The following is a 23605-nucleotide window of genomic DNA, read 5'->3' as shown; positions in this document are numbered from 1 at the left end:
GGCGGTCTTTGTTCCGCCCTAAAAATTGTATTTCTACTGTCTATTATAGAAATCGTTACCGTTGCTTTCAATCAGATTAAGCATCGATTGCTTGTCCAGCACGGTAATCAATCGCCAAGTGGCGCCAATGCTCACGCAGTTGTGGCGTGAACTCTTGGTTGTTTTGGTCATAAACCGTTCCATCGATTTCACGGGCAATCAAACGTGAAATACTGTCCATGGTGTCGAAGGCATTTTGGACGTCACGGTGTGGTAAGGCCAAGAAAAATGCCAAGCCTTTAATTGGATCGGTCGACAGATTCTCCAAGTCAAAACCATCCATGCCTGTATCAGTAATTTGCAACACAGAGAACAGCAACTTGGTTCCATCTTCGTTATAACGATGGAAACAGGACATTTCGCCAAAACGTAAACCATACTTCATTAAAACTTTTAAGGTTTTCTCACCAGACAACGCGCGACGTTCAGGATAAACATTCAGGGCAATAAACGACTCTGCTGTGGCTAAGGCACTTTCATCATCAACAATTTTTTGCTCATACAAATGTGCATCTAAAATGCTGCTTTCATCGTCAAACTCTGAAATTTCGGCTTTTTCGACATTAGCATTTAAACTAAATTCAGCTTTATCCGCTTTTGCTTGGTCATCAACAAGCGAGGAGCTTGCGCTTTCAGTCGTTAATGCCGTTGCATCTGCTACAGCATTTTCAGGAGCGACTGAGTCTACTGCTTTATTTTCTACTTCAGCTGACGCATCCAAACTTGGTTCAGTACTGCTGCTTTCGAGCACACTGTCTGCATCCAAAGCTTTCGGTTCGGCTTTTGCAGACAGTGTCTCTTCTACAGAGTTTTCGTTTAAAGTCGGCTCTTTACGTTCAGCCTCTTCAACTGATGCCGATTGCAGTTGATCACGTACGTGACGCGGGATAATCGGTTTTTGACTGTCAGCATCAATATGCAATGCGGACTCAAGTGAAGGTGCTGCATCTGCCGGCTTTCGAAAAATCATTCGAACTCCAAACAGCATAATGATCACTGCTATGACGATACCAATAATTGTTGTGTATTCCATCTTATTAGGCCTCCGCGACTAAACCGTATTCTTTTGCCTGTTCTAAATTTACAGTCACTAACTTTGATGTTCCCGGTTCAGGCATCGTAACACCTAACAAGTCGGTCGCCATCGTCATTGCGAGTTTATTATGGGTAATGTAAATGAATTGCACCTGTTCAGAAAGCTCTTTTACAAGATTACAAAATCTTCCCACGTTCGCATCATCCAAAGGCGCATCAACTTCATCCAAAACACAAAATGGCGATGGGTTGAGACGAAAAATCGCAAACACCAAGGCCAACGCAGTCAGGGCTTTTTCTCCCCCTGAAAGTAGCGCCAATGAACTATTGCGTTTGCCTGGCGGACGGGCCATGAGTTTAACCCCAGACTGCCAGTCATCTTCTAAAGTCAGACTCGCTTCACCGCCATTGAATACTTTCGGGAACAAATCTTGTAGTTCGGTATTGACCCGATCAAAAGTGCTCATGAACAGTTTACGGGTCTCTTGATCAATACTTTTCATTGCAGCACGCAACTGCTCAACAGTATTTTCCAGATCTTGAATTTGATGACTTAACTCTTCAAAGCGTTTTGATACTTCTTCATATTCTTCTGAGGCCGCCAAATTGACTGCGCCCAATTTCTCAAACTCCTGCTGTGCTTTTTCCAAAATCTGTTGATGGCTACTAATATCAATACTCAAACCCACAACAGGTTCAACATTCATTTCTTTGAGCTGTTCAGAATAATGTTGTAAGTCTGACTTTGCCGATTGCCACGCCAAACGTTTCTCTTCTAACTGGGTTCTTAGCTTTTCATCTTGTTGTTGCTGATGATGACGGTGTTCGGTCAAACTCTGCTGACGCTCTTGTACTGCATTCAGCTCAACTTGCCATTCAGACCATGTTTTTTGCAGCTTTTCAGTGATCTGTGCTTGTTCGCTAAACTGGCTTTCTAAGGCTGGTAGCTCAAGTTGTACAGGGTCAATAAACTTTTTGGCCTGCTCCATCTGTGACAATATTTGCTGATACTGCGCTTTTAAGAAAGTACTGTCTTTCTCTAACAGTTCAATCTGCTGTGTGGTTTGCACCGCCTGACGACGCACCATTTCAAGTGCTTGCCAAACCTGCTGTGCCTGCTGCTGGCTATCATCCAGTTGCTCAGTCAAAGACTCCACTTGGAACTGCATGGTTTTGTAGTTTGGCAAATTTTGCTCTAGCTTAATATTCAATGCATGCAGATCAATCTCTAGATCATCTTTTTGCATGGCATCTTCTTCAAGCTGACTGTCTAGCTGCGCCAGTTGATTGGCCAATTGTTGCTTTTGCACTTCAAAGGCTTGGTTGGTGCTTTGCACTTTGGCAATATTCAAATCAATCTGCTGCGTCGCTTGAACTTCTTTTTTCAACAGTTGTTGATCCGCTTTTAACTGCTCATCCACCGCTTGGACTTGAGTACGAAGCTCTGTGGTTTTCGTTTCAAGCTGAGTCAGAAGTCCCGTTTTTTCAGCAAGGGTCTGTTCAATTTCATCTAAACGAATCCGATGGCTTAGCGCACCCTGTCCAGCTTGGCTTGCTTCGTCATAATCCAAACCAATCACCCAGTCCACGCCGACATGGTAACCGTCTAAACTCAGAAGAGACTGACCATCTTTCAATTGCTTTTGCAGCGCTAGGGCTTGTTTTAAGTTGGTGGTCACACCCACCTGCTGCCACAAAGAGGATTGTGGCGATTCAATCCAACTGGCTAGGCTATCGCAACCTGCAATTTCGATCAGCTCAACATGCGGCTGAGGCGTTAACTGACGTGCAACCGCATCGGTGAATGCATCGCTGTTGTCCAAACAATGCGCAGAAAGCCATTTGGCTAAGAATTTTTCGACCAGCGCGGCATGGGTTTTAGCCGCATCTTTAAGCTGCAGCACATGCATCAACTGTGGATGATCACTATTTTTTAAGGCACTGACTTTGACCAACAACTGCTTTAGATGCTTCTGCTCGGCACTTAAGACCTGTATATCTGCTTTGTGCTGATTCAACTCAGTTTGAGCAGCTTGATGTTGGATGCGTAAATCATCCAGCTGCAACTGCACCTCAATGATACTTTGCTCACGTTGTAACTGCTGTGCCTCAGCATCTTGCTTGGCATGTAACAGTTGATCAATCGCATCCAACTGGCTTTGGTTTTGAATTTGCGCCGCTTGCTGCTCTAAAATCTGCTTTTGCTGTTCAAAGCGTAAAATGTTTTTGGCCAACTGTTCACTTTGCGCCAACATTTGCGTTTTTTGTTGCTGCTGTTTTTCAACCAAACTTTTGACTTGTTCAAACTGTTGAAGCAACTGTTGCTGCTGTGCTTTTAAATCCGTTAAACCTTGGCTTTGCTGTTGGTTTTGACTTTCTTGCTGTTGTAACTGTTCGGTATGAAGCTCATTTTGTTCGTGCAAACTTTCCAGTTGCAGCTCGATCAGTTGCATACGTTCTTTGGTTTGCGCCTTCTGCTGTTCAAGCTGTGCCAAAGTGGTGGTGTTTTGCTGGAACAGTGTCTGCTTTTGTTCCAAAGTCATTTTCAGCTCAGCCAGCTTTTTCTCTGCCTGCTGCCACTCACTCTGTAATGGCGTGGACTGCTGAATCAGACGTTGAAATAGCTCACTGGTTGACGTCAAATCATGCTCTAAAGTGGTTAACTCTGAACGCACCAGCTTGAACTGCTCACCTAGATCATTCATGTGCAACGTATATTCTTGTTGTAAACGGCTGCTTTGTTCGCACTGAAAAGATAAAACTTCGACTTTAATTGTACGAATTTGGCTTTCCAGTGTTTTGTACTGAATCGCGGTTTCAGCCTGACGTTTTAAAGTTTTTAACTGTGATCTTAATTCAGAGGCAATATCTTCTAAACGCGATAAATTTTGCGTAGTATGATCCAAATGTAATAAAGTTTCACGGCGACGTGCTTGATAACGCGAAACCCCTGCAGCTTCCTCAATAAACACCCGCATTTCTTCAGGTTTTGCATCGACCAAACGGTTGATCATGCCCTGTTCAATAATCGAATAAGAACGTGGCCCTAAACCTGTACCCAAGAAAATATCGGTAATGTCCCTACGACGGCATTTGGTGCCATTTAAAAAGTATTCAGACTTGCCATCTCGATTAACCTGACGTTTGACCGCCAGTTCGGTATAGGCATTATAGCTACCGCCTAACTTGCCATAAGTGTTGTCAAAACGCAGTTCTACACTGGCGACACTCACGGGTTTACGCTTTGCCGTGCCTGTAAAAATAACATCCTGCATACTACCGCCACGCAGTTGGCGAGCACTGGATTCGCCCATGACCCAGCGAATAGCATCGATCACATTGGATTTGCCACAACCGTTCGGCCCAACGACTGCCGTTCGGTTATCTTTAAAGTGTAATGTAGTACTGTCGGCAAAAGATTTGAAGCCGGAAAGTTTTAAACTGCTTAAACGCATAATATCCTGACTAACGTCGTGAGCGTCTCGCCCACGCAAGTTCAATTTGTTTCATTCGGGTCAGAGATTCCAACACCAAGTTACGTAAGTGTCGACAAAAATCTTCCATAAATAAAGTAGCTTGTTGTGATTTTCTGATTAAAACAGCATCAGTCACCAGTTTAAATAAATCATAAGATTCTTGTAACTCTCTACGCGAAGTATTTAAGGTTAAAAAATAGCTCCGACGTATCGAGGGTAACAGTTCTTTATAAAACTTCATCAAATAGGCATTGCCCACCATTTCATGCTGGCGCGCCAATCCTTCAAAAATCAAATCATAAAATTTTTCGATACTGCCCTGTTTCAGCTGATTCCCCAACTCATCCAATAACAGCTGTAAACGTTCCGCTTCATAGCTACGCCATGTTTCCGCAATGCGTTGCACAATTTGCCCCAACAGCAGACTGCTGGTGTCAAACAAGGCGCGCACTTGTTGAGCCGACATTTCAGAAACGATAGCACCACGGCGCGGGTAGATTTCAATCAGATGTGTGCGTTCAAGAAGTAACAAAGCCTCACGCACCGAGCCGCGACTCACATCCAGTTCAGCGGCAATACGTAATTCTTGTATGCGCTCACCTTCGACCAACTCACCACGAATGATTTGTTCACTGATGTGTTTGGCAATTTGTTCGGACAAACTCTCTGTATCATGTGCTTGCATACTGTTCCTAACTTGTTTTTATAAGATGCAATCCATGGTCTTTAGTGACCTATTTTTAGGTTTTACCCGATCTTAAACGCTAAACACTATGTCATTGTCTAACAATTTTACCGTCTATAATGCCAATCAACAGCAACGCACACAACATTGTCAAAGAAATTAAGAACTAAAACCTTGATAAATAAAATATAAACCGACCACCACCAACAAACCAGCAAAACACTTTTTCAACATCGCAGGCGATAAAAGATGCGCCACTTTTGCCCCAAATTTCGCGGTAATAAAACTCATGACCGCAATCCCGAAAAAGGCATAGACATGAATATAACCAATGGTATTCGGTACATTTACTTCAGCTTGGTGCCCAAACCACATAAAACCTAAAGCTCCAGCCACTGCAATTGGTAAGCCACAAGCCGCAGACGTCGCTACTGCTTTTTGCATAACCACACCATGACGGTTTAAGTACGGCACCGTCAAACTTCCCCCACCAATACCAAAGATCGCAGAAGCTACACCAATGCCAGCACCGACAAATAACTGTTTGCCTGTAGAGGGCAACTGACGCGATGGATCGACCTCAACATGTGCGCCACTAAACATTTTGTACGCCACCCACACCGCAAAAAAACCGATCAGCAGTTGTAAGCCATGTCCTGACATATAGTCTGCAATGCCTGCGCCTAAAAGAGCGCCCATAACTAAACCTGGGGCCAAATTGCGAAACACAGACCACAACACTGCCCCGCGTTTATGATGTGCACTCACTGAACTCATTGACGTGACAATGATGGTCGCCAGTGATGTGCCAACCGCCATATGCATAATGACACTCGGGTCATAGTTCAGGTGAGTAAACACCACATATAAAATCGGGATGATAATGAGTCCACCACCAACCCCAAATAGCCCCGCAGCAAAACCAGCGATTGCGCCAATCAGTAAATATATGATTAACTCCATGATCATTTTTCACTTTTCTCAGATTCATATGGATTTAGAGACACGCCAATTACAACAGCTTCTCGCTGAAGCACAGCAACTTCCTGAAGTTTTATTGCTCAAGCCAGTTACCACATCCACCAATGATGATGTGCGTGAAATTGCGCAAAAAGGGATTCAGAGCATTTTGGTCTGCAGTACACGACAAACTCAAGGTCGTGGACAGCGTCAACGACAATGGGTTTCTCCTGAAGGAAACATCTATTTAAGCACATTGCTACAGACCAAAACACCTATAGATGGGCGCTTGGCTTTAGAAATTGCGTTAAATATCTTGCAAATGCCGAGTTTACAAGGCCTTGCTCTGCAAGTGAAATGGCCGAATGACCTTTACAGTGCTCAAGGTAAATGGGGCGGAATTTTAGTTGAACCACTGTCAAGCCACCAAGCTATTATTGGGGTAGGCATCAACATCAACCAAGTCGAAGATACCCAGCTCGATCAAGCCACCAGCTCACTTGAACAGCTGGGTTTAGCCCAACCAGATCGCATTAGTTTAATGGCAGAACTGTATCTGGCAATTCAACAAGCAGGCCTATGGTTCACCCATAACAGTGCGAATTTGGCTTCTCGTTTCAATCATTACGCAGCCTTTATGCAGCAACAGGTTGAATTTGAACATATGAAAGGTCTGTCTCAAGGCCTATTCTTAGGCATTCAAGATGATGGTGCGGTACAAATTCAGACCACCAATGGTGTTGAAAATTTTTATCAAGGCCGTTTACGCCCAATGATCCCTGTTTAAATGATTGAGCATCATCATGAAAAATTTATGGTTAGATATTGGTAATACTCGTCTGAAGTATTGGATTACGCAGGAAGATCAAATTTTGGAACAGGGGGCTGAGTTACATTTGCAGTCTCCTGCAGATTTGCTTTTAGGTCTAATTCAGCATTTTAAAAACTTAAATATTCAACAGATTGGCGTTTCTTCGGTTCAGGATAAAAAAAATAATGACCGAATCCGTAAATTATTAAAAAGTTTAAATGTACCGATCACCTTTGCCCAAGTACAGGCCAACTATGCAGGCTTACAATGTGGCTATGAACAGCCTGAACAACTCGGAATTGACCGTTGGTTGCAAGTGCTGGCAGTCGCACGCGATCCTGAGCAGAACTATTGTGTCATTAGTTGTGGCACGGCGCTGACCATCGACTTGGCGGATGGTTTGCAGCATTTAGGTGGCTATATTTTACCAAATCTCTACTTACAACGAGACTCGCTGATCCAAAACACCAAAGGCATTAAAATTCCAGATGCGGCTTTTGATGAACTGGGTCCCGGTCGTAATACCATCGACGCAGTACATCATGGGATTTTGCTCGGCTTGGTCAGCACCATTGAAAAAGTCTTGCAACAGTCACCACGCCAACTGATTTTAACTGGCGGTGATGCGCCTGTATTTGCACGCTATTTGGCAGTGTATGCACCATGCATTGAAAATGATTTATTACTTAAAGGGCTGCAATATTATATTCAGCATCAACCCTGAGCCACCGCCTGTTGTTGTAACAAGGGGTTTAAGGTATTGAGCAGTAGCTCAAATTCAGCATAACCATTTTCCCGCATAAAATGCCCTGCACGTTTCACTTCCAATACCTCTGCACTCAAGAAGTGTCCAAAGGTAAGTGCCAAAGGCGGTGGAACATAGGGGTCATTATTGGAAAACATCACCACACGTGAAGCAATGTGAGAGTGGAGTATACCGCTGTCCAACTTCGCTTGCGCAATAAAGCCACTTAATTCAGGCAAGGTTGTTAAAGCCGCTTTAAAGCCCGCAATACAGAAGATCGCTTTGATTCGACGTTCACGCAGTTTACTACTAAGATAATGCAAAGTCGCTAGACACCCCAAACTATGCGCAATGATGATGGTATTTTCATCCAAAGTGGTCATTTGCAGGGCCAAAGCCTGTTGCCACTCTTCGAAATGTGGTGCATCGCTATGCGGGAGCACTAAGCGTTTTACTTCAGCATGCAGATCCATCTGACTGAGTTTTTGACTTAGCCACGGAAACCAATGGTCATTGGGCGATGCTTGATAGCCATGCACAATATAGATATGTTGTTTTGATCTATTCATTTTCAACTTCTTATTATAATGTTTGAAAAGAATAAATTTTACGCAACTTTCAAGCCATAAACAGTGCGTTTTTGTTATTAAGCGACGGTATTGAAAACGCACACAATAATTTCCATAACTCACAAAACAACATAAAAAAAGGCGCTTAATGCGCCTTTTTCTGAAATGGTTAGAAGTAGATTACTTCTTATCGTTCCCACCAAATAATGGTCCCATTCCGCCGCCACCACCAAACTGTTTTTGCATACCGCTTAATGATTTCATCATTTTTGCCATACCCGATGGATTGGCAAATTTCTTCATCATTTTAGCCATTTGCGCATGTTGTTTAATCAACTTATTGACTTCAACGACATCCATACCACAGCCTGCTGCAATGCGCTTTTTACGGCTTGGGTTCATGAGGTCCGGATTACGACGCTCTTTGATGGTCATCGATTGAATAATCGCTTCCATCTTTTTCACTTGCTTTTCAGGGTTCGCTTGCGCCAACGCATCTTGAATCCCTGCATTGCTCATGCCAGGCAACTTATCCAAGAAGCCCATCATGCCGCCCATTTTATTCATTTGCTCAAACTGCATTAGCATATCTTCAAAGTTGAAGCTGCCGCCTTTTTGCAGTTTTTTCGCCATTTTTTCGGCTTTTTCTTTGTCGACTTTACGCTCAAGCTCTTCGACCAAAGAAAGTACGTCACCCATACCCAAAATACGTTGTGCAACACGTTCAGGATGGAATGGCTCTAAGGCATCAAGCTTTTCGCCCATACCTAAGAATTTGATTGGTTTACCTGTGATTGCACGTACTGAAAGCGCCGCACCACCGCGCGCATCACCATCAGTTTTGGTCAGAATCACACCCGTTAATGGCAGTGCATCATTGAAAGCTTTGGCTGTATTTGCCGCATCCTGACCGGTCATTGCATCGACCACGAACAAAGTTTCAGTTGGCTTAATCGCCGCATGAAGCTCTTTGATCTCGTCCATCATTTCATCGTCTACGTGTAAACGACCTGCAGTATCGACAATCAAGACATCCGCAAACTGAATTTTGGCTTGTTCAATTGCACGCGTTGCAATAGTAATCGGTTTTTCGTCAGCACTCGATTCAAAGAAAATCGCACCAACTTCACCTGCAACGGTTTGTAGCTGTTTAATTGCTGCTGGACGGTAAACGTCGGCAGATACCATTGCTACTTTTTTCTTTTGACGTTCTTGTAAGAAGCGAGCAAGTTTTGCAGCCGTTGTTGTTTTACCTGCACCTTGTAAGCCCGCGAGTAAGACCACAACCGGAGGTTTTGCTGCAAGATCAAGGCTTTCATTTGCCTCGCCCATCATTTTTGTTAATTCGTCATGCACGATTTTAACAAATGCTTGGCCCGGCGATAATTGAGTCATGACTTCTTGACCCAACGCCTCTTCCTTAACTTTCGCGATAAATTCACGAGTTACAGGAAGTGCAACATCGGCTTCAAGAAGTGCCATACGTACTTCACGTAGGGTATCTTTAATATTGTCTTCGGTTAGCTGCCCAGAGCCAGTAACATTTCTTAAACTCTGCGTGAGTCGTTCCGTTAAGGTATCAAACATTGCAAAATCCGCTTAAAATTGCTAGTTGCAAAAAAATCTTTCTTAAAATAGAAAATTTATGCATAGAATGCTATAGGATACTGTAGTTCGCACCGAATTTATATAAATGAATATTCATCATCCTGAAAAAGGTTTGACATGATTAGCCTGCCCTTGGTTTACACCATCTTAGCATTAGTCGCTTATACCACCTCTTTTTGGTATTTGTTTCTCAAGTTAATGGCTAAACGTGATCCAAACCATTGGTTTATTGGCATTATTTTAGGCTTAGGCTTATTACTACATGCCACTGTTTTGTACCATGACATGCTCACTCCGATGGGGGTGAATTATGACGTTTTTGTCTTAATGTCATTTACATCAGGGCTCATGCTATTACTCAGCCTACTCTATAGCACTTATCGTCCAATTCTAGCGTTGAACCTGATTGGCATTCCTGTGGCCGCTACAGGACTCATTTTAGGATTTGCCTTTAGTCAGTCCACTCAATTTATTGAACAGCGCTCATTGGGCCTAGATATTCATATTATTTTATCGCTGTCGGCCTATGCGGTGCTACTCATGGCGACCATACAAGCCGTGATTTTATGGTTCCAAGATCGTGAGTTAAAGAACAAACAAAAGAAACGCTTTTGGGTCAACTTACTGCCCTCTTTTCAAGCCATGGAATCTTTACTGTTTGATTTAATTAAAACGGGTTTTATTTTACTGACCGTGGCGTTGGTTTTTGGTTTCTTTACCATCGATAATTTTTTTGCCCAACATCTGGCACATAAAACCGCTTTTAGTATTATTTCTTGGTTTGTGTATGGGGCTTTACTCATCGGACATTACCGTTTTGGTTGGCGAGGTCAAAAAGCTATTCGTTTTACCTTAATTGGATTCTTCTTGTTGGCTGTCGGTTTTATCGGATCTAAGTTTGTATTGGAAATGATTTTAGGTCGATAAAGTCTTTTTTAGTTTTACTAATTACAAACATAGAACATTGCTCGATAAGTAGACCTAGAACGTGATAATTCAGTAGAAAAGCCCAGCTTGAATAAACTGGGCTTTTTAGTAGACCTCAATATTTTGATTTAGAATAAATTATCGAGTGCATTTCGTATTATGTAAATTTTAGAAAAACTTAAATACTTTTTACTGTGTTAAATACGTTGTATGCCGCTTTTATCCGTTCTTCATTTGGGATTCTTTTATTCATTAACATGACTAGCCCAAAGCCTTTTTCAGGAATAAAAAGAACGTAAGTTCCAAAACCATTAGTAGAACCAGTTTTATGAAAAACTTTGGATTTTGACTGACTAATATCCTCTATAACTGGATTTGATTGCATAACAACGCTTTCAGAATTGCTCTCTTGCAAAATTTCTAAAGTAGTCGGATAAGAGAATGTCTTCCACCCAAGCGCCTGAGTCATGTTTCCAAGCTTGAAATAGCCTTTGTGCGTTTCTAAAATAGCTGTCTTTATCTTTGAACTATTTTTTTTCTACATCCAAATTTGAGTTTAAAAAACTCAGCATATCTGGAAGTGTAGATTTAACTCCATATGCTTGAGCATCTAATGCACCAGGATTAACTCGAATAAGATTATTCTTTTGATCATGCCCAAAAGCGTAATGTTCTATCTGTTCCTCTGGAACGTTCACATAAGTGTGTTTTAAATGAAGATTTGGAAAAATCACCTGTTCTAGTAATGATGGGAAAGGGACTTTCATTGATCTTGCTGTTAACTCGCCAAACAATCCAATACTTGGGTTTGAATATTGACGATATTTACCAGAAGGTTTTTTTATATGCCAATTTTGAAAATAGTCTAAAATTTGCTCATCTGTTTTGACATAATCAGGAAATTGTAAAGGTAAATTACCACTAGTATAGGTCGCTAATTCCAGCAAACTCACCTTATCAATTTCTGAATTCTTTAAAGCTGGCCAATATTGACTTGGATGATCTTTAAAAGATAATTTTCCTTGAGTCTTAGCATAAGCACCCGCGGTTGCAGTAAAAAGCTTGCTGACAGAACCCAACTCAAAGATAGTCCGACTATCTACTTTTTTATTATCATTATTAGATTGAAGACCATAATAGTGTTCGTAGTTTTCTCCCTTATAGATGACGCCTATCGCCATTCCTGCCACACCATACTGTTCCATAAGTGGTTTAAATGACTGGTTAACAGCAGTTTCAATATCTTTTTGATTTTCCTCTATTTCATATGCATTTGAATGAATACTACATCCCACAGCTAAGGTAAAGAGACTAGTTTTAAATAATTTTTGGGTTTTAGATAACATTCCTGCTATTAGCCTCAATAATACAAATAACAATGTTCTCACTTATCTAATATATTTTCTGTAATAAATCCTTACCCCTTCTATTTAATGAAGTGGGCGTTATGCGAAATAACATTAAAACTCATCCACGCACTCACAAAAGCCTCACTTAACCAATCGTGCGGGTTGTATTCACATCTACAGGAAGCATCGACTAGTGTATGACAATATTCCCTAACCAATAGCACTGATCGATAAACCTTAAGTACATAAGAAAGATAATAAAATGGATCATTTTTCATCCACCTGCTATACTTGTTAAAATTATTACACCCCCTTCTTCTATTTTAGAGTAACGCCAATGAAGTAAGTCTTATTTTCCGTCAAATCTAATTTATGTGTTTTCTGACGTGCAAAATAAACTTATTTACTACTCTATATCTCTATAAAAATTTATTTTGTATGTCCTGTATAAAGGAGTCTTCAATGACCCAACAGGCCTGTACCGTAAAAAATCTCAGTGTTCAATTTGCTCATGAACCACTTTTTCAGCATTTAAACTTTGAATTGCCCACTGCCCAATGTTCAGCTCTGATCGGACGTAATGGTCAAGGCAAATCAATATTAATGTCCCTACTCACTCAAGTGCACAGACCCAATTATGCGAGTGGCGAAGTGATTTGGCATCTGCCATTTTCCTACTTAAGTCAGCTCGAGCGTTTAAGCAACTGTACGCTTGCCGAAGCCCTTAACATCGCTGATCTGCATGCAAGTTTTCAGCGTATTGAACAATCGACTGCGAGCTTTGAAGACTATGATCGCGTCGAACATGCATGGCATCAACCCACTGAATGGCTGAAATTATTGGAAAGTGCAAACTTACCTACAGATCTATCTAGCTCAGTTTCTCAACTCAGTGAAGGTCAGAAAACTAAACTGGCACTGTGTCGCCTTTTTTTACAAACTGGGCATTATTTACTTCTTGATGAACCCAGTAATCACTTAGACCATGCAAGTCGTGCGTGGTTAAGTCAAAAAATCCTTCAACATCCTGCTGGCTGTTTAGTCATTAGCCACGACCGCACATTGTTAAATCAAATCTCCAATATGTATGTTTTAAATGATTTTGGTTTGCAACACTTCCGTTGCAACTATACCGAGTATCAGTCACACACCGAGCAACAACAGCAGGCACTACAACACAATATCTCGCAAGGGAAACGCGAACTAAAACAATTACAAGTCCAACAGCATGAGCAGCGCATGAAAGCTCAGAAAAGGCAAAAGTCTGGGCAGAAATTACGAAGCTCTGGTTCTCAAGCCAAAATCCTACTCGACTTTAAAAAAGAACGTGCGAGTCAAACCTTATCGGGAGTCGCGCAGCAACAACTTCGCCAAAAGGAACAATCGCAAGATGAGCTCAAAAACAAACAGCAGCAACTAGAACAGATTAAGTCACAAAAGTTTGATTTCCATTTTCAACCTAAACAAACTGGTGAAATGCTTCGTTTAAAAGAAGTGGTTTTAGCAGCACTTTCTATCTCCCCTATTTCTTTTGCCTTACATAGCGGAGAAAAAATCCAACTGCGCGGCCAAAATGGTTCAGGTAAGTCGACCCTACTTCGTGCCATTCAAAATTATAGTCATATTCAATCGGGAGACATTTTCAAGCGAGGAGCATCGTTATATTTAGATCAAAACTTTAGCCTACTGAATCCAGAACTGAATGCGGTAAATAATTTACAGTTATTGAATCCGTCTTTGTCCGATGAGGAGTGTCGGAATCAATTGGGGCAACTTCGAATTCGACGAGATAAGGCTCTGCTTCCAATCTCACTACTCAGTGGCGGTGAACAACTCAAAGTTGCTTTACTAAGTATTAGTCTCGCGGCACAGCCTGTGGACTTGCTGTTACTGGATGAACCCGAAAATCATCTCGACATCGACTCAAGACAACTGTTGGCACAGGCTATTCGCGATTTTACAGGGGCAGTTATTTTAGTTTCGCATGATGAAGCCTTTGTCGAGGAGACACAGATTCAAAACTATTTCGCTTTAACCCAAACGCCTTAGACTAGACAGCGTGATCGGATTTGCGTATAACACCGTTTTTCTATTTGACTGGTGACACCGCTGTGAAACTCATTCTTGCACCGATGGAAGGCTTAACCGACCCCATCATGCGTGATGTGCTCACGTCTGTAGGTAGCTTCGACTGGTGTGTGACCGAGTTTATCCGTGTGACCAATTCGGTCTTACCTGATCATATTTACCACCAGTATTGCCCAGAATTACTCAATGGCGGAAAAACAGCGGCGGGAACACCCGTGCATGTGCAATTTTTGGGCAATGACCCTGAAATGCTAGCTGCCAATGCCATCCGTGCAGTGAAACTCGGTGCACCCGCCATTGATATGAATTTTGGCTGTCCAGCCAAAACCGTGAACCGTCACCGTGGTGGATCGGTGCTTTTAGATGAGCCAGAAGTGGTACATGAACTGGTCAAAGCAGTACGTGATGCGGTTCCTGCACACATTCCTGTTTCTGCGAAAATGCGCTTAGGCTATATGGACAGACATTATATGCTGGACAATGCTCATGCCATTGAAGACGCAGGTGCGGCTTGGGTGACAGTGCATGCACGCACCAAAGCCGATGGCTATACCCCACCCGCTTTTTGGGATCAGCTCCGCCCGATTCGTGAAGCATTGAAGATCAATGTGATTGCCAATGGTGAAATTTGGAACAATGCAGACGCGAAACAGTGTCGATTAGAGTCTGGCTGTGAAGATTTGATGATTGGACGTGGTGCCGTGACCACACCCGATTTGACTCAGTGTATTCGTCAAAATATCGACACACCTTTGCTGACATGGAATGAGCTACTGACCTTACAAATCCGTTTCTTAAACGGCGGGTATAAGAAAGAAATGAATATGGTCGGACGTTATAAGCAATGGCTCGGTATGATGTCTAAACACTATCCTGAAGCCAAAGCCCTCTGGGATGAAGTCAAACGTATCAAGCCGCTGGATGACATTATTCTTAAACTAAATGCAAGCGCGACTTAATCTGTTCGCGCAACGATCGCGACATAAGTGGGTAAGTTCCATGCACCACCCGCAAAGCCTTTGCACTGCTGCGATTGCGCCTGATAACTGAGGACAAAAGCCTTTCCATTCCAAGCCCACTCGGAACGAATACCACAGTCTGCAATACCCCGACCTTTTTGCTCTGAGAAAATTTGCGCCTCACTAAAACTTGAGCCTGATGTGGTGACTTGCTGCTGAATCTTTTGTAATGCTTTGTCCATAACCCAGTAGCCTAGACCTTCATTGTACGCTCCACGCCAGCATGGCACTTGAACCACCACTTGTTCCGCATTCAGCGGATAGACTGAAACCCGATCTTCCTCAAAAAACCGTGCCTCATAGAGATTTGGACAGTCTTGTTCATCTGTTTTTGCTTTTAACTTTTTAAAAAGTTGGTTGGCATTTTTACTGTCCACGGCAAAGTGACTGGCAACCGCAGGGCGATACCCCGTGATGCCAATTTTTGGGATGGCTTTGGGTTGTAAAACATTTTGCTCAGACTGATTGCCTTTTTGATATACCGCATTCGGTGTATTTACACGTTTTTGTATATCATCCATTTTGAGCAAGACTGCATTTGCCCCAGCGGTTGAAATTTGCCATTGCTGTGCTTGGGTCGTAAGACGAATATCTTCTGCGCCCACCAAAGCTTTTAGCAACTGTGCGCTTTGAGCACTGGACAGTTTCGCAGTACTTTTCTTGGCATCAATGGTCAGGCTCCCCAGAGATATTCCTCCTACATTTAAATTGGCTTCAGTATCCTGTGTAAATTCCTCAGCCACTTGAATTTGGCTGAGTACCGCACTGCCTGCACCTGCGGGGCGAGAAATCAGTAATGAAATAGGATGACCAAACTGAGCATCACTTTGATACCCCACCGCGCGGCACATGCCCGTATTATCACAGGCAAGCTCCCAGTCTTTATGCATAAAATAGTTACCCGTTTCAGCATGAGTCAACTGGCTCAAGGCACTCATCAGCAACATACCAATAATGGGACTATTTCGTTTTATAATCTTATTATTCAACATATGCACTCACTCCACTTCAGAGGAATCTTAATTTTGCACTCAAAAACTTCGGCTCTGCACGATACCTATATAATTTAAACAATCTTCAACACGAATCCGTTGTACCTTCGACAACTGATCTAAATCAAACCAAGCATAGGCCGTATGTTCATCACTGAGCCGGATCTCAGCAGATGCAGCTAAATGACATCTAAAAATAAAGGCGTGCGAGGTCACTGCCGAATGAAAGTATACCCCCGATAAATACTCGATCTGAACCTGACAACCCAACTCTTCTTGGCACTCACGCAGTAAAGCCTGATGAATAGTTTCTCCCATATCCAAGGCTCCACCGGGTAGCCCCCAAGCCTGATCGGCATAATTGGCTTTCAGTAATAAAACCTGTCCTACGTCATTGGTCAGCACCGCATGAGAACTCAGTCGGTAAAAGTCTTGAAATGCCATAGATACCTTCTTCTTAAGTTGTTCATGTTGTCATTCAAACATAGCCCACTAAAACTGAGGTAGCTCTATCTGTGCCCAAGCCAACGCTTTAGTCGAATTCAGTCTGGAAAATAAATCGGCTTTGACACTTTAGTTTCAAAGTCCACAGGCACCGAAATATGCTGATGGGCAACCAACCACTCACCTGCCGTTTTTTGAAAACATAGCGTGGTTCTGCACCAAGGAATCTCTGGAGTTGCAACACCACTGGCATGATCCAGTTTAGAATAACAATGTAAAAAAGCTAAACCGTCACGACTAAAAATATTGATATTACGCCTAAACACTTTGATTTCCCCCTGAAAAAATGGGGCATATCGTCTCCACAATTCTTGATAGGCTTGCACACCTTGCAGCTCAAACCCAATATCAAACAAGCTGACATCACTCTGACAAAGACGAATGATATTTTGTACATCCATTTTACAAATGGCATCATCCCATTGTTTGAGTTTGAAGATAATTTCATGCCCTGCATGCTCATCTCCAACTAATCGAAAATCCACATCGCACTCCCACACTATAAATCAAACCGCATAAAAAAACGCGTGCGCCATCCATAGCAAACACGCGGTTTTCTTCAATTCTTAAAACAAGCAAAATATGTAATCTGATCTTAAGTCGTCAAATCCTTAATCGTGGTACTTGAACCATTGTTTTTAACCGACTCAATGCCTTTATCTCGGGATTGCTCACTGGCATAAAACTGACTGGTACCAATAATCTGATGATTGGCAGCCTTTAAGTTAAAATAAGGTTTGCCATTTTTAGCTTCTAAGCGTTCATAACGCGTATCATCGGGGCTATTTTTTTGCACCGACTCAATTCCATTATGTGCTGATGCTTTTGCTTTATACAGTTCACTGGTCAAAATGACCTCGCCATTTCCCGCTTTTAAAACAAAGCGATATTGGCCATCATTTGCCTGACTTACTTCGTACCATCCTGACATAAGCTCACCTATTGTTATTTTAAAGTGATTGTAGATCCACCAAAACTGAATAAAAAAACATCCAATTTCATAAAATATAAATGACTTCTTTTATAAAAAAAAGTGCATTTACTACCAGCCCAAATTTTATTTTTTTAAAATAACAGCGCTATATGAATAACGCATGACAGCCACAAACCGTTTAAATGACACGTGATATCGGCCCAATAAACGGCTTGGCGTTCTTCATAATTTTATGCTTTTAATACCAATTTGCTATAACTGCTTTTTGGCATTTCAATAATTTCTACACAAATTTGTACCGTTAAATCCTGAGGGGCTGTAAAGTTTTGCTGCAATGTTTGGAGTAATTGGCTCGAAATGGCACACTTGGTGGCTTCATCTCGTCCGCTTAATAAAGATACTTTGGCATGCAAATAAGCCTGTGCATCTCCATCTACCCCAATCACAAAATCGGACTGTCGAATGGCACGACTTTTGATGTCATTGCCCGATTGTACAAACTGACCATCCAGCAAAGCTTGGTTTAACGCCAGTAACATCGGCTTAACTTCAAGGGTGTCGATATTGTCTGAATATTCAAGGTGGATATGTGGCATAACGTATTCTTCAACAGTTTTTATCTTTATAGCATGCTGTGCTGGTGTTTCAACGCTTAATGTCTTTTTAGAATGGCTGAAAAAACAAAAACGGAGTCCAATTGACTCCGTTTTAATCTCGAACTGCAAACTCAACAGACTAGGCTTTTTTCACATATTCAGATTTCAGTTTCATCGCACCGACACCGTCGATCTTACAGTCAATGTCATGACCATCTGCGGCATCTGGCAATAAACGAATACTTTTCACTTTAGTTCCGACTTTCACCACCGATGACGAACCTTTAATTTTTAAATCTTTAATCACCGTTACCGTGTCACCGTCAGCAAGTAAGTTGCCGTTGGCATCTTTAATTGTCACCACTTCTTCAGTTGTTTCTCCCTCTTTCCATTCATTTGAACATTCAGGGCAGATCAGCAAGTCACCATCTTCATAGGTATATTCGGACTGGCATTTTGGGCAGTTGGGTAAAGACATAAAAACCTCAAAAATAAAAAAAATAAGCAATTCACATTGCTCAAAACGCCAATATAGCATTTTTCAGATGAAAACAATGCGAATCACATATTTATTTTAAGGCTTTAGCCTTGTCACGGGATGGATAAAATAAAGTCTAGGGAAATATAAATTTTAACTGTAACGGCATCACATCAGCGCTTATTTTTGTTCCAAGCACTGCTTCAAAATCACCACATGGTTATGCTGTTCTTCTTTAGCTGCGGTAAGTAACGTGATCTGTTCACGCACTGCCAGTTGGCGCAAATCATTCAACTCGGCGGGATGTGCTTCCAGTTCTTTCATATAACGGACTTTAAACTCATCCCAATGTGCCACCATGTCTTGGTGATACCATCTCCGCAGCTCATTGGATGGTGTAAGAATTTTTGGCCATTCATCTATTTTTGCCTCAAGTTTTGACACCCCTCGTGGCCACAACCGATCGACCAAAACCCGTTTGCCATCCTCTGCTTCGACAGGCGCATAAATCCGCTTCATGCGTATTGGCATGCAGACCTCCTTTTTATTCTTTTGTGCAACTTATTCTATTGTTCAACAATGACGAAGCACTATTCATCAGGAATGTCTGGATTCACTAAAAAAGCCAAGAGTTGCAACGACTCTTGCCAACCTAGATAACAGCCATCGACAGGAATCACATCGGGCAAACCAGACTGCGTAATATGAACCTCTGTACCGACAGATACTTCTTTAAACTCAACACGCACTTCAATTTTACCTGCAAGTTCAGGCACATCGAACTCATCGGTATAGCGTAATAAACTGTTTTCAACGATTTCATGATAGGTGCCATGAAATGAATGCTGCATGCCTGTACTGAAGTTGGTAAAAAACATGCGATATTGACCACCTTCACGCAGATCGAACTGATCTACATGTGCGGTAAAGCCATGTGGTGCCATCCACTTCACTAAAGCATCTGCGGTGGTAAAAGCACGATAGACGCGCTCGACGGGCGCACTAAATACGCGGTGTAATTGGACGCTATTTGACATGATTTTTCTCGTTCTTTTCAAATATTCAGATTTAGTTTAAAACGCTCAAACCTACATACTGTATTTTTTTTGTGCATGTTTTTTAAACATGCCAAACGGGACCTGTTCGCTTTTCTACCCACCAATAAAAAAAAGCATGTTTTTCAACATGCTTTAAATTTAACCATTTCTTAGGCCTGACCTTGCTCATAGTCCTCATCATCTTCGTCGTCATAGACATAGGCCATACAGCCCCAGCCATCATATTCGCCACCAAACTGCTCTGCAATTTTAGTAAACCATTGTTCTAAGTCGACAATGTCTGAATACTCAGGTTCCATATACACATAGATGGTGATAATCCACTCAGATACGTCACTTTCTTCATCGACAAACAAAGTGATTTTTTGCTCTTCTTGTAATAAATACAGCGCACACTTTTCTGCTTGTGACTGCTCTTGAAAGGCAATCGAATATTCTATTTCATGCGGTTCAGACAGGTCGTCGCCATCCTCAGCCATTTGCCAAAGTACATTTCCGTTATCATCATCTGGATATAATTCATAATCACGTGTCATGCGTATGTCCTTGTTATCTTTTTAGCCAATATATCGTTGGCAAGTGACAAAATAGTGACTTCAACATAGCATATTTTGCTCATTTTTATAGCAGTTACATCTGATTTTTCGAAGGTTGTTTGGACTTTATTTCACGCAGACTTTGCCACGTTATTGTAAAACCCGATGTTCAACTAAAATGTCCGCTTGAAACTGTAAATCACTGCTTTTTAAGCTTTCTAATAAGGCCGCAAATTTAAGCTCTTCTAAGCGTAAAGCCAAATAACTATCTTGTATCTGAGTATGCCCAAAGGCCGCACCATAGTGATTGATGAGAGTAAAGTCATCCTGTAAAGCTTGAATCAAAAGACCAAGATTGTCTTTACTCACACGTTGTAAATAAAAATCTGCTTTCGTATTAAATAACTGTGAAACCAACACCATCACCGATAGTCGTCGATGTTCATCCATAAAGGCACAGGTCACAACGTCGTTTTGCTCAATCGCATGAATCACCTGTTGTCGAACTTTCAGTAAATGACCGGCCGCATCCGTTTTCCCATAGCCTTCGATGAGTTCATCTAATAACTGCTCCGAAGGCAGTTGATAACTCTGGCTGTAGGTTTCAATTTTATGGTGTAGTGCCTTCGATATTTCAGCCAGATGTTGTCGTTCTTCAGCCATGTGAAAAAAAGCACCCAGTTTTTCTCTGGCGCGCTGCATGGTAACTTCTTTGGCTTTACATTCATATTCCGTTAAGAAGTGATGTACTTTTTCGATGCGCTGCCGACATTGTTTGAGCATTTGTTCAGCATCAAATTTGACCGTCTCAGCAAACAATTCAACTTGGTTGTGCCGTTCAATAACATAGTGTTCAACATCAATAATTTCTTGGTAAGGACTCAAGGTTTCGTTGCGTTGTCTGAGTGTTCCAAGCTCAATTCTTAAACTGGTCAGCCGATGTTGTAATTCACTTTGCTGCTGTTCATAAACTTCTAAACTGTTTCGACTGCGCTCTAAATTGCTTTCTAAGGATTCAATCTTCTTTTTTTGGGCAAAGCTGTGTATTTTTTGCCCGCATATAACAGCACACAGCAGGACAAGAATGACAGCGAGTACATAAAGCATGGCCTATCTCCCTACGGGAATGTCATTTTTATTTTAAAGACTCAGCTGTAAGAACACATGAAACTCGAACAGTAAGCCTTGGAACAGACAAACATATTTTCATTCAATTTCAATCAGTCGTGACGATGGCCAAAAAGCCAAACTCAAATGTTAATTTCAATAAAGATAAGCACACTGGATAAAAGTGCACTTACACAACTTACGCTAACGGTTTTTTAAACTGCCCGATATCCCAAATTTTAAGTATTTCTCAAAATATAGGTAAAGTGTGACACAGTTAGAATGGCACACTTCCATGAATCGCGACCGCTTTTCCACTTAAAGGCTGCTGAAAGGCGAGAAAACTGGCATGTAAAGCCATACGTTTTAATGGACTCCGTGTCGGCTCAGGGTGATACAACTTATCCCCTGTAATTGGATGTCCAATATATTGCATATGCACACGGAGCTGATGTGAACGCCCCGTAATCGGGGTCAGTAAAACTCGCGTAATATCAGTCTCAGTATCATAGCTAAGAGTTTGATAAAGCGTTTTTGCAGGCTTCCCCAGTTCAAAATGCACAATCTGTCGTGGTCGATTTTCCCAGTCGGTAATCAGTGGTACTTCAACACTGCCTTCAGCATCCAACTGGCCTTGAACTAAAGCAATATAGTGTTTGTCCACTGTGCGGGCTTGGAACATTTTGCTGACCGCAACTTCGGCATCGCGGTGCTTGGCAAACATTAAAATCCCCGAGGTCGCCATATCTAAACGATGGGTAATTTTGGCATATGGGTACTGAGCTAAAACCCGTAAATAGGCACTGTCTTGGTGTTCTGGTAAACGTCCTGGCACAGACAACAAGCCCGCAGGCTTTTCAATCACCACCAAATCATCGTCTTCATAAACGATCACCAAGTCTTCTTGGGGCGGTGTATAAATAAAGTTGTCATTTAGAGCCATGGGAATAACAGCATACAAAAGCGAGCGCGAAAAATAACAAGCTGTGTTTCTGCTGTCAATCATTCAAGAAATATAGAAAACAGCCTCAATGATATGCATTCATCATCATATATAAAGCAAAATTTTTAGCAGGGCTGATTAGATTGGAAGCTTAAAATAAAATGATGTAAGTGAAACTACAACAGCAGAATTTTTCGATTTCCGCGGGAAATATTAAAATTTATTTTTTGATTTATCTTTTATTCGAGTTCAAATTTTTTAGGGTGTCTGGGAAAACATGTTGTTTACTTCAACTATCATAACTTTGTAAGTGATGATCTTATAGCCTATAAACTTTTGATTTATAGCGTCCTAAGCCGAATCAAGACCTTTTGGGTAAGTACTACTCACGCGTTTTGCGCCACTGGTAGCATGCTACTCTTTTCGATCCCGTCACACCCTTGAGATATAATTTAACAATCCAAGGGCGGGATTGTTTCCCGAAGATAAAGTCTTTTTAGCTATTTTTGGAAAAAAATCTTGGCTTTCAGGTTATCTAAAAAATATTTTCCCAAATGCAGCGTATTTATGATTTTTTTCTCACATAAAAGCGCTTTTCTCAGGATTTTATTTCTTTGCTGTATCACAGATGAGAAATTCAACTTCCTGCACAGACCTGCATCAGCTGAATGAGATTCCCGCAGGTATCATCAAAGACTGCAACTTTGACTTTTCCTGCCCGCATCGGTTCACTGGTAAAGCGCACTCCTAAGTTTTTGAGTCGCTCATATTCCGCATCAAGGTCATCCACTTGAAAAGAAGTATAGGGAATCAGATCTGCTTTGATCGCAGCTTTAAACGGCTGTGCCGCAGGATGTGCATCAGGCTCCAGTAGCAGTTCAACACCCTCTGGACTTTCGGGTGAAACCAAAGTCAGCCAACGATAATCCCCTACAGGTACATCATGTTTGACTTTAAAACCGAGTTTTTCTGTATAAAACTGACAAGCTTTTTCTTGGCTATCGACCATGATGCTGGTGACATATATTTTCATTGTTGTTCCATATTTTTATCAGACTTTTAATGGTTATAGCAGAACTCTAAGCGTTCCAATGTTATCAAATCGCAATTTTTTTAAAGGCTTTTTCACAAACCAAAGCGCCAATT

23 protein-coding genes and 1 pseudogene are annotated in these 23605 nt (G+C 41.7%); 5 read left to right on the top strand and 19 right to left on the bottom strand.

All coding sequences use genetic code 11. The features are described 5' to 3' along the window. Positions 1-76 precede the first annotated feature (76 nt). From RR876_RS03665 to RR876_RS03650, 4 genes are all read right to left on the bottom strand, one after another. A complete protein-coding gene (locus tag RR876_RS03665) occupies positions 77-1072 on the bottom strand; it encodes a cell division protein ZipA C-terminal FtsZ-binding domain-containing protein (RefSeq protein ID WP_332637062.1) in 996 nt (331 codons plus the stop codon). A gap of 4 nt (positions 1073-1076) precedes the next feature. Continuing rightward, a complete protein-coding gene (smc, locus tag RR876_RS03660; RefSeq protein WP_332476687.1) occupies positions 1077-4529 on the bottom strand; it encodes a chromosome segregation protein SMC in 3453 nt (1150 codons plus the stop codon). 10 nt (positions 4530-4539) lie between these two features. Further along, positions 4540-5235, bottom strand: a complete 696-nt coding sequence (locus RR876_RS03655) for a GntR family transcriptional regulator (RefSeq protein WP_332481819.1) — start codon at positions 5233-5235, stop codon at positions 4540-4542. 159 nt (positions 5236-5394) lie between these two features. Further along, positions 5395-6198 carry a sulfite exporter TauE/SafE family protein gene (locus RR876_RS03650; protein ID WP_332476688.1) on the bottom strand — a complete coding sequence of 268 codons (804 nt, stop codon included), beginning with the start codon at positions 6196-6198 and terminating at the stop codon, positions 5395-5397. Between the two features lie 28 nt (positions 6199-6226). Here RR876_RS03650 and RR876_RS03645 point away from each other — a divergent pair, with 28 nt between their 5' ends. Together RR876_RS03645 and RR876_RS03640 are read left to right on the top strand one after the other, a co-directional pair. Continuing rightward, positions 6227-6982 (top strand): biotin--[acetyl-CoA-carboxylase] ligase, encoded by a 756-nt coding sequence (locus RR876_RS03645; protein WP_332476722.1) that lies wholly within the window; start codon positions 6227-6229, stop codon positions 6980-6982. 16 nt (positions 6983-6998) lie between these two features. Next, positions 6999-7730: a type III pantothenate kinase gene (locus tag RR876_RS03640; RefSeq protein ID WP_332476689.1), complete on the top strand. Its 732-nt coding sequence runs from the start codon at positions 6999-7001 to the stop codon at positions 7728-7730. On the opposite strand, the gene RR876_RS03635 is transcribed toward RR876_RS03640, so the two are convergent. Together RR876_RS03635 and ffh are read right to left on the bottom strand one after the other, a co-directional pair. Beyond that, entirely contained in the window at positions 7721-8320 is a 600-nt protein-coding gene (locus RR876_RS03635) for an alpha/beta hydrolase (RefSeq protein ID WP_332476690.1), read from the bottom strand. The genes RR876_RS03640 and RR876_RS03635 overlap by 10 nt on opposite strands. A gap of 180 nt (positions 8321-8500) precedes the next feature. Further along, positions 8501-9907, bottom strand: coding sequence for a signal recognition particle protein (gene ffh, locus RR876_RS03630; protein WP_010327404.1), 1407 nt, complete (start codon positions 9905-9907; stop codon positions 8501-8503). Positions 9908-10045: 138 nt separating this feature from the next. On the opposite strand from ffh, the gene ccsA reads away from it, so the two are divergent. Then, complete coding sequence (gene ccsA, locus RR876_RS03625) at positions 10046-10855, top strand: cytochrome c biogenesis protein CcsA (RefSeq protein WP_087528146.1); 810 nt, start codon at positions 10046-10048, stop codon at positions 10853-10855. A gap of 178 nt (positions 10856-11033) precedes the next feature. On the opposite strand, the pseudogene ampC reads toward ccsA, so the two are convergent. Then, positions 11034-12201: pseudogene (gene ampC, locus RR876_RS03620) on the bottom strand (class C beta-lactamase). Between the two features lie 465 nt (positions 12202-12666). On the opposite strand from ampC, the gene RR876_RS03615 reads away from it, so the two are divergent. Both RR876_RS03615 and RR876_RS03610 read left to right on the top strand, forming a co-directional pair. Continuing rightward, on the top strand, positions 12667-14253 hold the full coding sequence (locus RR876_RS03615) for an ATP-binding cassette domain-containing protein (RefSeq protein WP_332476691.1): 1587 nt from the start codon (positions 12667-12669) through the stop codon (positions 14251-14253). 62 nt (positions 14254-14315) lie between these two features. Further along, positions 14316-15251 carry a tRNA-dihydrouridine synthase gene (locus tag RR876_RS03610; RefSeq protein ID WP_201952309.1) on the top strand — a complete coding sequence of 312 codons (936 nt, stop codon included), beginning with the start codon at positions 14316-14318 and terminating at the stop codon, positions 15249-15251. On the opposite strand, the gene RR876_RS03605 is transcribed toward RR876_RS03610, so the two are convergent. From RR876_RS03605 to RR876_RS03550, 12 genes are all read right to left on the bottom strand, one after another. Beyond that, on the bottom strand, positions 15248-16303 hold the full coding sequence (locus RR876_RS03605; RefSeq protein WP_332476692.1) for a DUF1176 domain-containing protein: 1056 nt from the start codon (positions 16301-16303) through the stop codon (positions 15248-15250). The genes RR876_RS03610 and RR876_RS03605 overlap by 4 nt on opposite strands. A gap of 39 nt (positions 16304-16342) precedes the next feature. After that, on the bottom strand, positions 16343-16747 hold the full coding sequence (locus tag RR876_RS03600) for an NUDIX domain-containing protein (RefSeq protein ID WP_332476693.1): 405 nt from the start codon (positions 16745-16747) through the stop codon (positions 16343-16345). Positions 16748-16845: 98 nt separating this feature from the next. After that, positions 16846-17292 carry a nuclear transport factor 2 family protein gene (locus tag RR876_RS03595; RefSeq protein ID WP_332476694.1) on the bottom strand — a complete coding sequence of 149 codons (447 nt, stop codon included), beginning with the start codon at positions 17290-17292 and terminating at the stop codon, positions 16846-16848. A 110-nt stretch (positions 17293-17402) separates the two neighbouring features. Beyond that, positions 17403-17738: a YegP family protein gene (locus tag RR876_RS03590; RefSeq protein ID WP_004695228.1), complete on the bottom strand. Its 336-nt coding sequence runs from the start codon at positions 17736-17738 to the stop codon at positions 17403-17405. 233 nt (positions 17739-17971) lie between these two features. After that, positions 17972-18337 carry a 5-carboxymethyl-2-hydroxymuconate Delta-isomerase gene (locus RR876_RS03585; RefSeq protein WP_332476695.1) on the bottom strand — a complete coding sequence of 122 codons (366 nt, stop codon included), beginning with the start codon at positions 18335-18337 and terminating at the stop codon, positions 17972-17974. Positions 18338-18476: 139 nt separating this feature from the next. After that, a complete protein-coding gene (locus RR876_RS03580) occupies positions 18477-18815 on the bottom strand; it encodes a zinc ribbon domain-containing protein YjdM (RefSeq protein ID WP_332476696.1) in 339 nt (112 codons plus the stop codon). Between the two features lie 180 nt (positions 18816-18995). After that, positions 18996-19346: a DUF488 family protein gene (locus tag RR876_RS03575; protein WP_332476697.1), complete on the bottom strand. Its 351-nt coding sequence runs from the start codon at positions 19344-19346 to the stop codon at positions 18996-18998. Between the two features lie 59 nt (positions 19347-19405). Beyond that, complete coding sequence (locus RR876_RS03570; RefSeq protein ID WP_010327413.1) at positions 19406-19852, bottom strand: SRPBCC family protein; 447 nt, start codon at positions 19850-19852, stop codon at positions 19406-19408. 170 nt (positions 19853-20022) lie between these two features. Next, the gene (locus RR876_RS03565; RefSeq protein WP_004695219.1) at positions 20023-20409 is read right to left on the bottom strand and encodes a ribonuclease E inhibitor RraB; all 387 of its coding nucleotides are present in this window, start codon (positions 20407-20409) and stop codon (positions 20023-20025) included. Between the two features lie 150 nt (positions 20410-20559). Continuing rightward, positions 20560-21516, bottom strand: a complete 957-nt coding sequence (locus RR876_RS03560) for a DUF4041 domain-containing protein (protein ID WP_332476698.1) — start codon at positions 21514-21516, stop codon at positions 20560-20562. Between the two features lie 277 nt (positions 21517-21793). Beyond that, the gene (locus tag RR876_RS03555) at positions 21794-22459 is read right to left on the bottom strand and encodes an RluA family pseudouridine synthase (protein ID WP_332476699.1); all 666 of its coding nucleotides are present in this window, start codon (positions 22457-22459) and stop codon (positions 21794-21796) included. Between the two features lie 637 nt (positions 22460-23096). Continuing rightward, a complete protein-coding gene (locus tag RR876_RS03550; RefSeq protein WP_010327416.1) occupies positions 23097-23492 on the bottom strand; it encodes a VOC family protein in 396 nt (131 codons plus the stop codon). Positions 23493-23605 lie beyond the last annotated feature (113 nt).

Source organism: Acinetobacter sp., assembly GCF_036666595.1.
GTDB lineage: Bacteria > Pseudomonadota > Gammaproteobacteria > Pseudomonadales > Moraxellaceae > Acinetobacter.
This window is presented reverse-complemented; position numbering and strand designations above follow the sequence as displayed.

Excerpts from the sequence above, each read along its gene's own strand:
- RR876_RS03665 (WP_332637062.1), bottom strand. The coding sequence starts at position 1,072 with ATGGAATACACAACAATTATTGGTATCGTCATAGCAGTGATCATTATG.
- smc (WP_332476687.1), bottom strand. The coding sequence starts at position 4,529 with ATGCGTTTAAGCAGTTTAAAACTTTCCGGCTTCAAATCTTTTGCCGAC.
- RR876_RS03655 (WP_332481819.1), bottom strand. The coding sequence starts at position 5,235 with ATGCAAGCACATGATACAGAGAGTTTGTCCGAACAAATTGCCAAACAC.
- RR876_RS03650 (WP_332476688.1), bottom strand. The coding sequence starts at position 6,198 with ATGGAGTTAATCATATATTTACTGATTGGCGCAATCGCTGGTTTTGCT.
- RR876_RS03645 (WP_332476722.1), top strand. The coding sequence starts at position 6,227 with ATGGATTTAGAGACACGCCAATTACAACAGCTTCTCGCTGAAGCACAG.
- RR876_RS03640 (WP_332476689.1), top strand. The coding sequence starts at position 6,999 with ATGAAAAATTTATGGTTAGATATTGGTAATACTCGTCTGAAGTATTGG.
- RR876_RS03635 (WP_332476690.1), bottom strand. The coding sequence starts at position 8,320 with ATGAATAGATCAAAACAACATATCTATATTGTGCATGGCTATCAAGCA.
- ffh (WP_010327404.1), bottom strand. The coding sequence starts at position 9,907 with ATGTTTGATACCTTAACGGAACGACTCACGCAGAGTTTAAGAAATGTT.
- ccsA (WP_087528146.1), top strand. The coding sequence starts at position 10,046 with ATGATTAGCCTGCCCTTGGTTTACACCATCTTAGCATTAGTCGCTTAT.
- RR876_RS03615 (WP_332476691.1), top strand. The coding sequence starts at position 12,667 with ATGACCCAACAGGCCTGTACCGTAAAAAATCTCAGTGTTCAATTTGCT.
- RR876_RS03605 (WP_332476692.1), bottom strand. The coding sequence starts at position 16,303 with ATGTTGAATAATAAGATTATAAAACGAAATAGTCCCATTATTGGTATG.
- RR876_RS03600 (WP_332476693.1), bottom strand. The coding sequence starts at position 16,747 with ATGGCATTTCAAGACTTTTACCGACTGAGTTCTCATGCGGTGCTGACC.
- RR876_RS03590 (WP_004695228.1), bottom strand. The coding sequence starts at position 17,738 with ATGTCAGGATGGTACGAAGTAAGTCAGGCAAATGATGGCCAATATCGC.
- RR876_RS03585 (WP_332476695.1), bottom strand. The coding sequence starts at position 18,337 with ATGCCACATATCCACCTTGAATATTCAGACAATATCGACACCCTTGAA.
- RR876_RS03580 (WP_332476696.1), bottom strand. The coding sequence starts at position 18,815 with ATGTCTTTACCCAACTGCCCAAAATGCCAGTCCGAATATACCTATGAA.
- RR876_RS03575 (WP_332476697.1), bottom strand. The coding sequence starts at position 19,346 with ATGCCAATACGCATGAAGCGGATTTATGCGCCTGTCGAAGCAGAGGAT.
- RR876_RS03570 (WP_010327413.1), bottom strand. The coding sequence starts at position 19,852 with ATGTCAAATAGCGTCCAATTACACCGCGTATTTAGTGCGCCCGTCGAG.
- RR876_RS03565 (WP_004695219.1), bottom strand. The coding sequence starts at position 20,409 with ATGACACGTGATTATGAATTATATCCAGATGATGATAACGGAAATGTA.
- RR876_RS03560 (WP_332476698.1), bottom strand. The coding sequence starts at position 21,516 with ATGCTTTATGTACTCGCTGTCATTCTTGTCCTGCTGTGTGCTGTTATA.
- RR876_RS03555 (WP_332476699.1), bottom strand. The coding sequence starts at position 22,459 with ATGGCTCTAAATGACAACTTTATTTATACACCGCCCCAAGAAGACTTG.
- RR876_RS03550 (WP_010327416.1), bottom strand. The coding sequence starts at position 23,492 with ATGAAAATATATGTCACCAGCATCATGGTCGATAGCCAAGAAAAAGCT.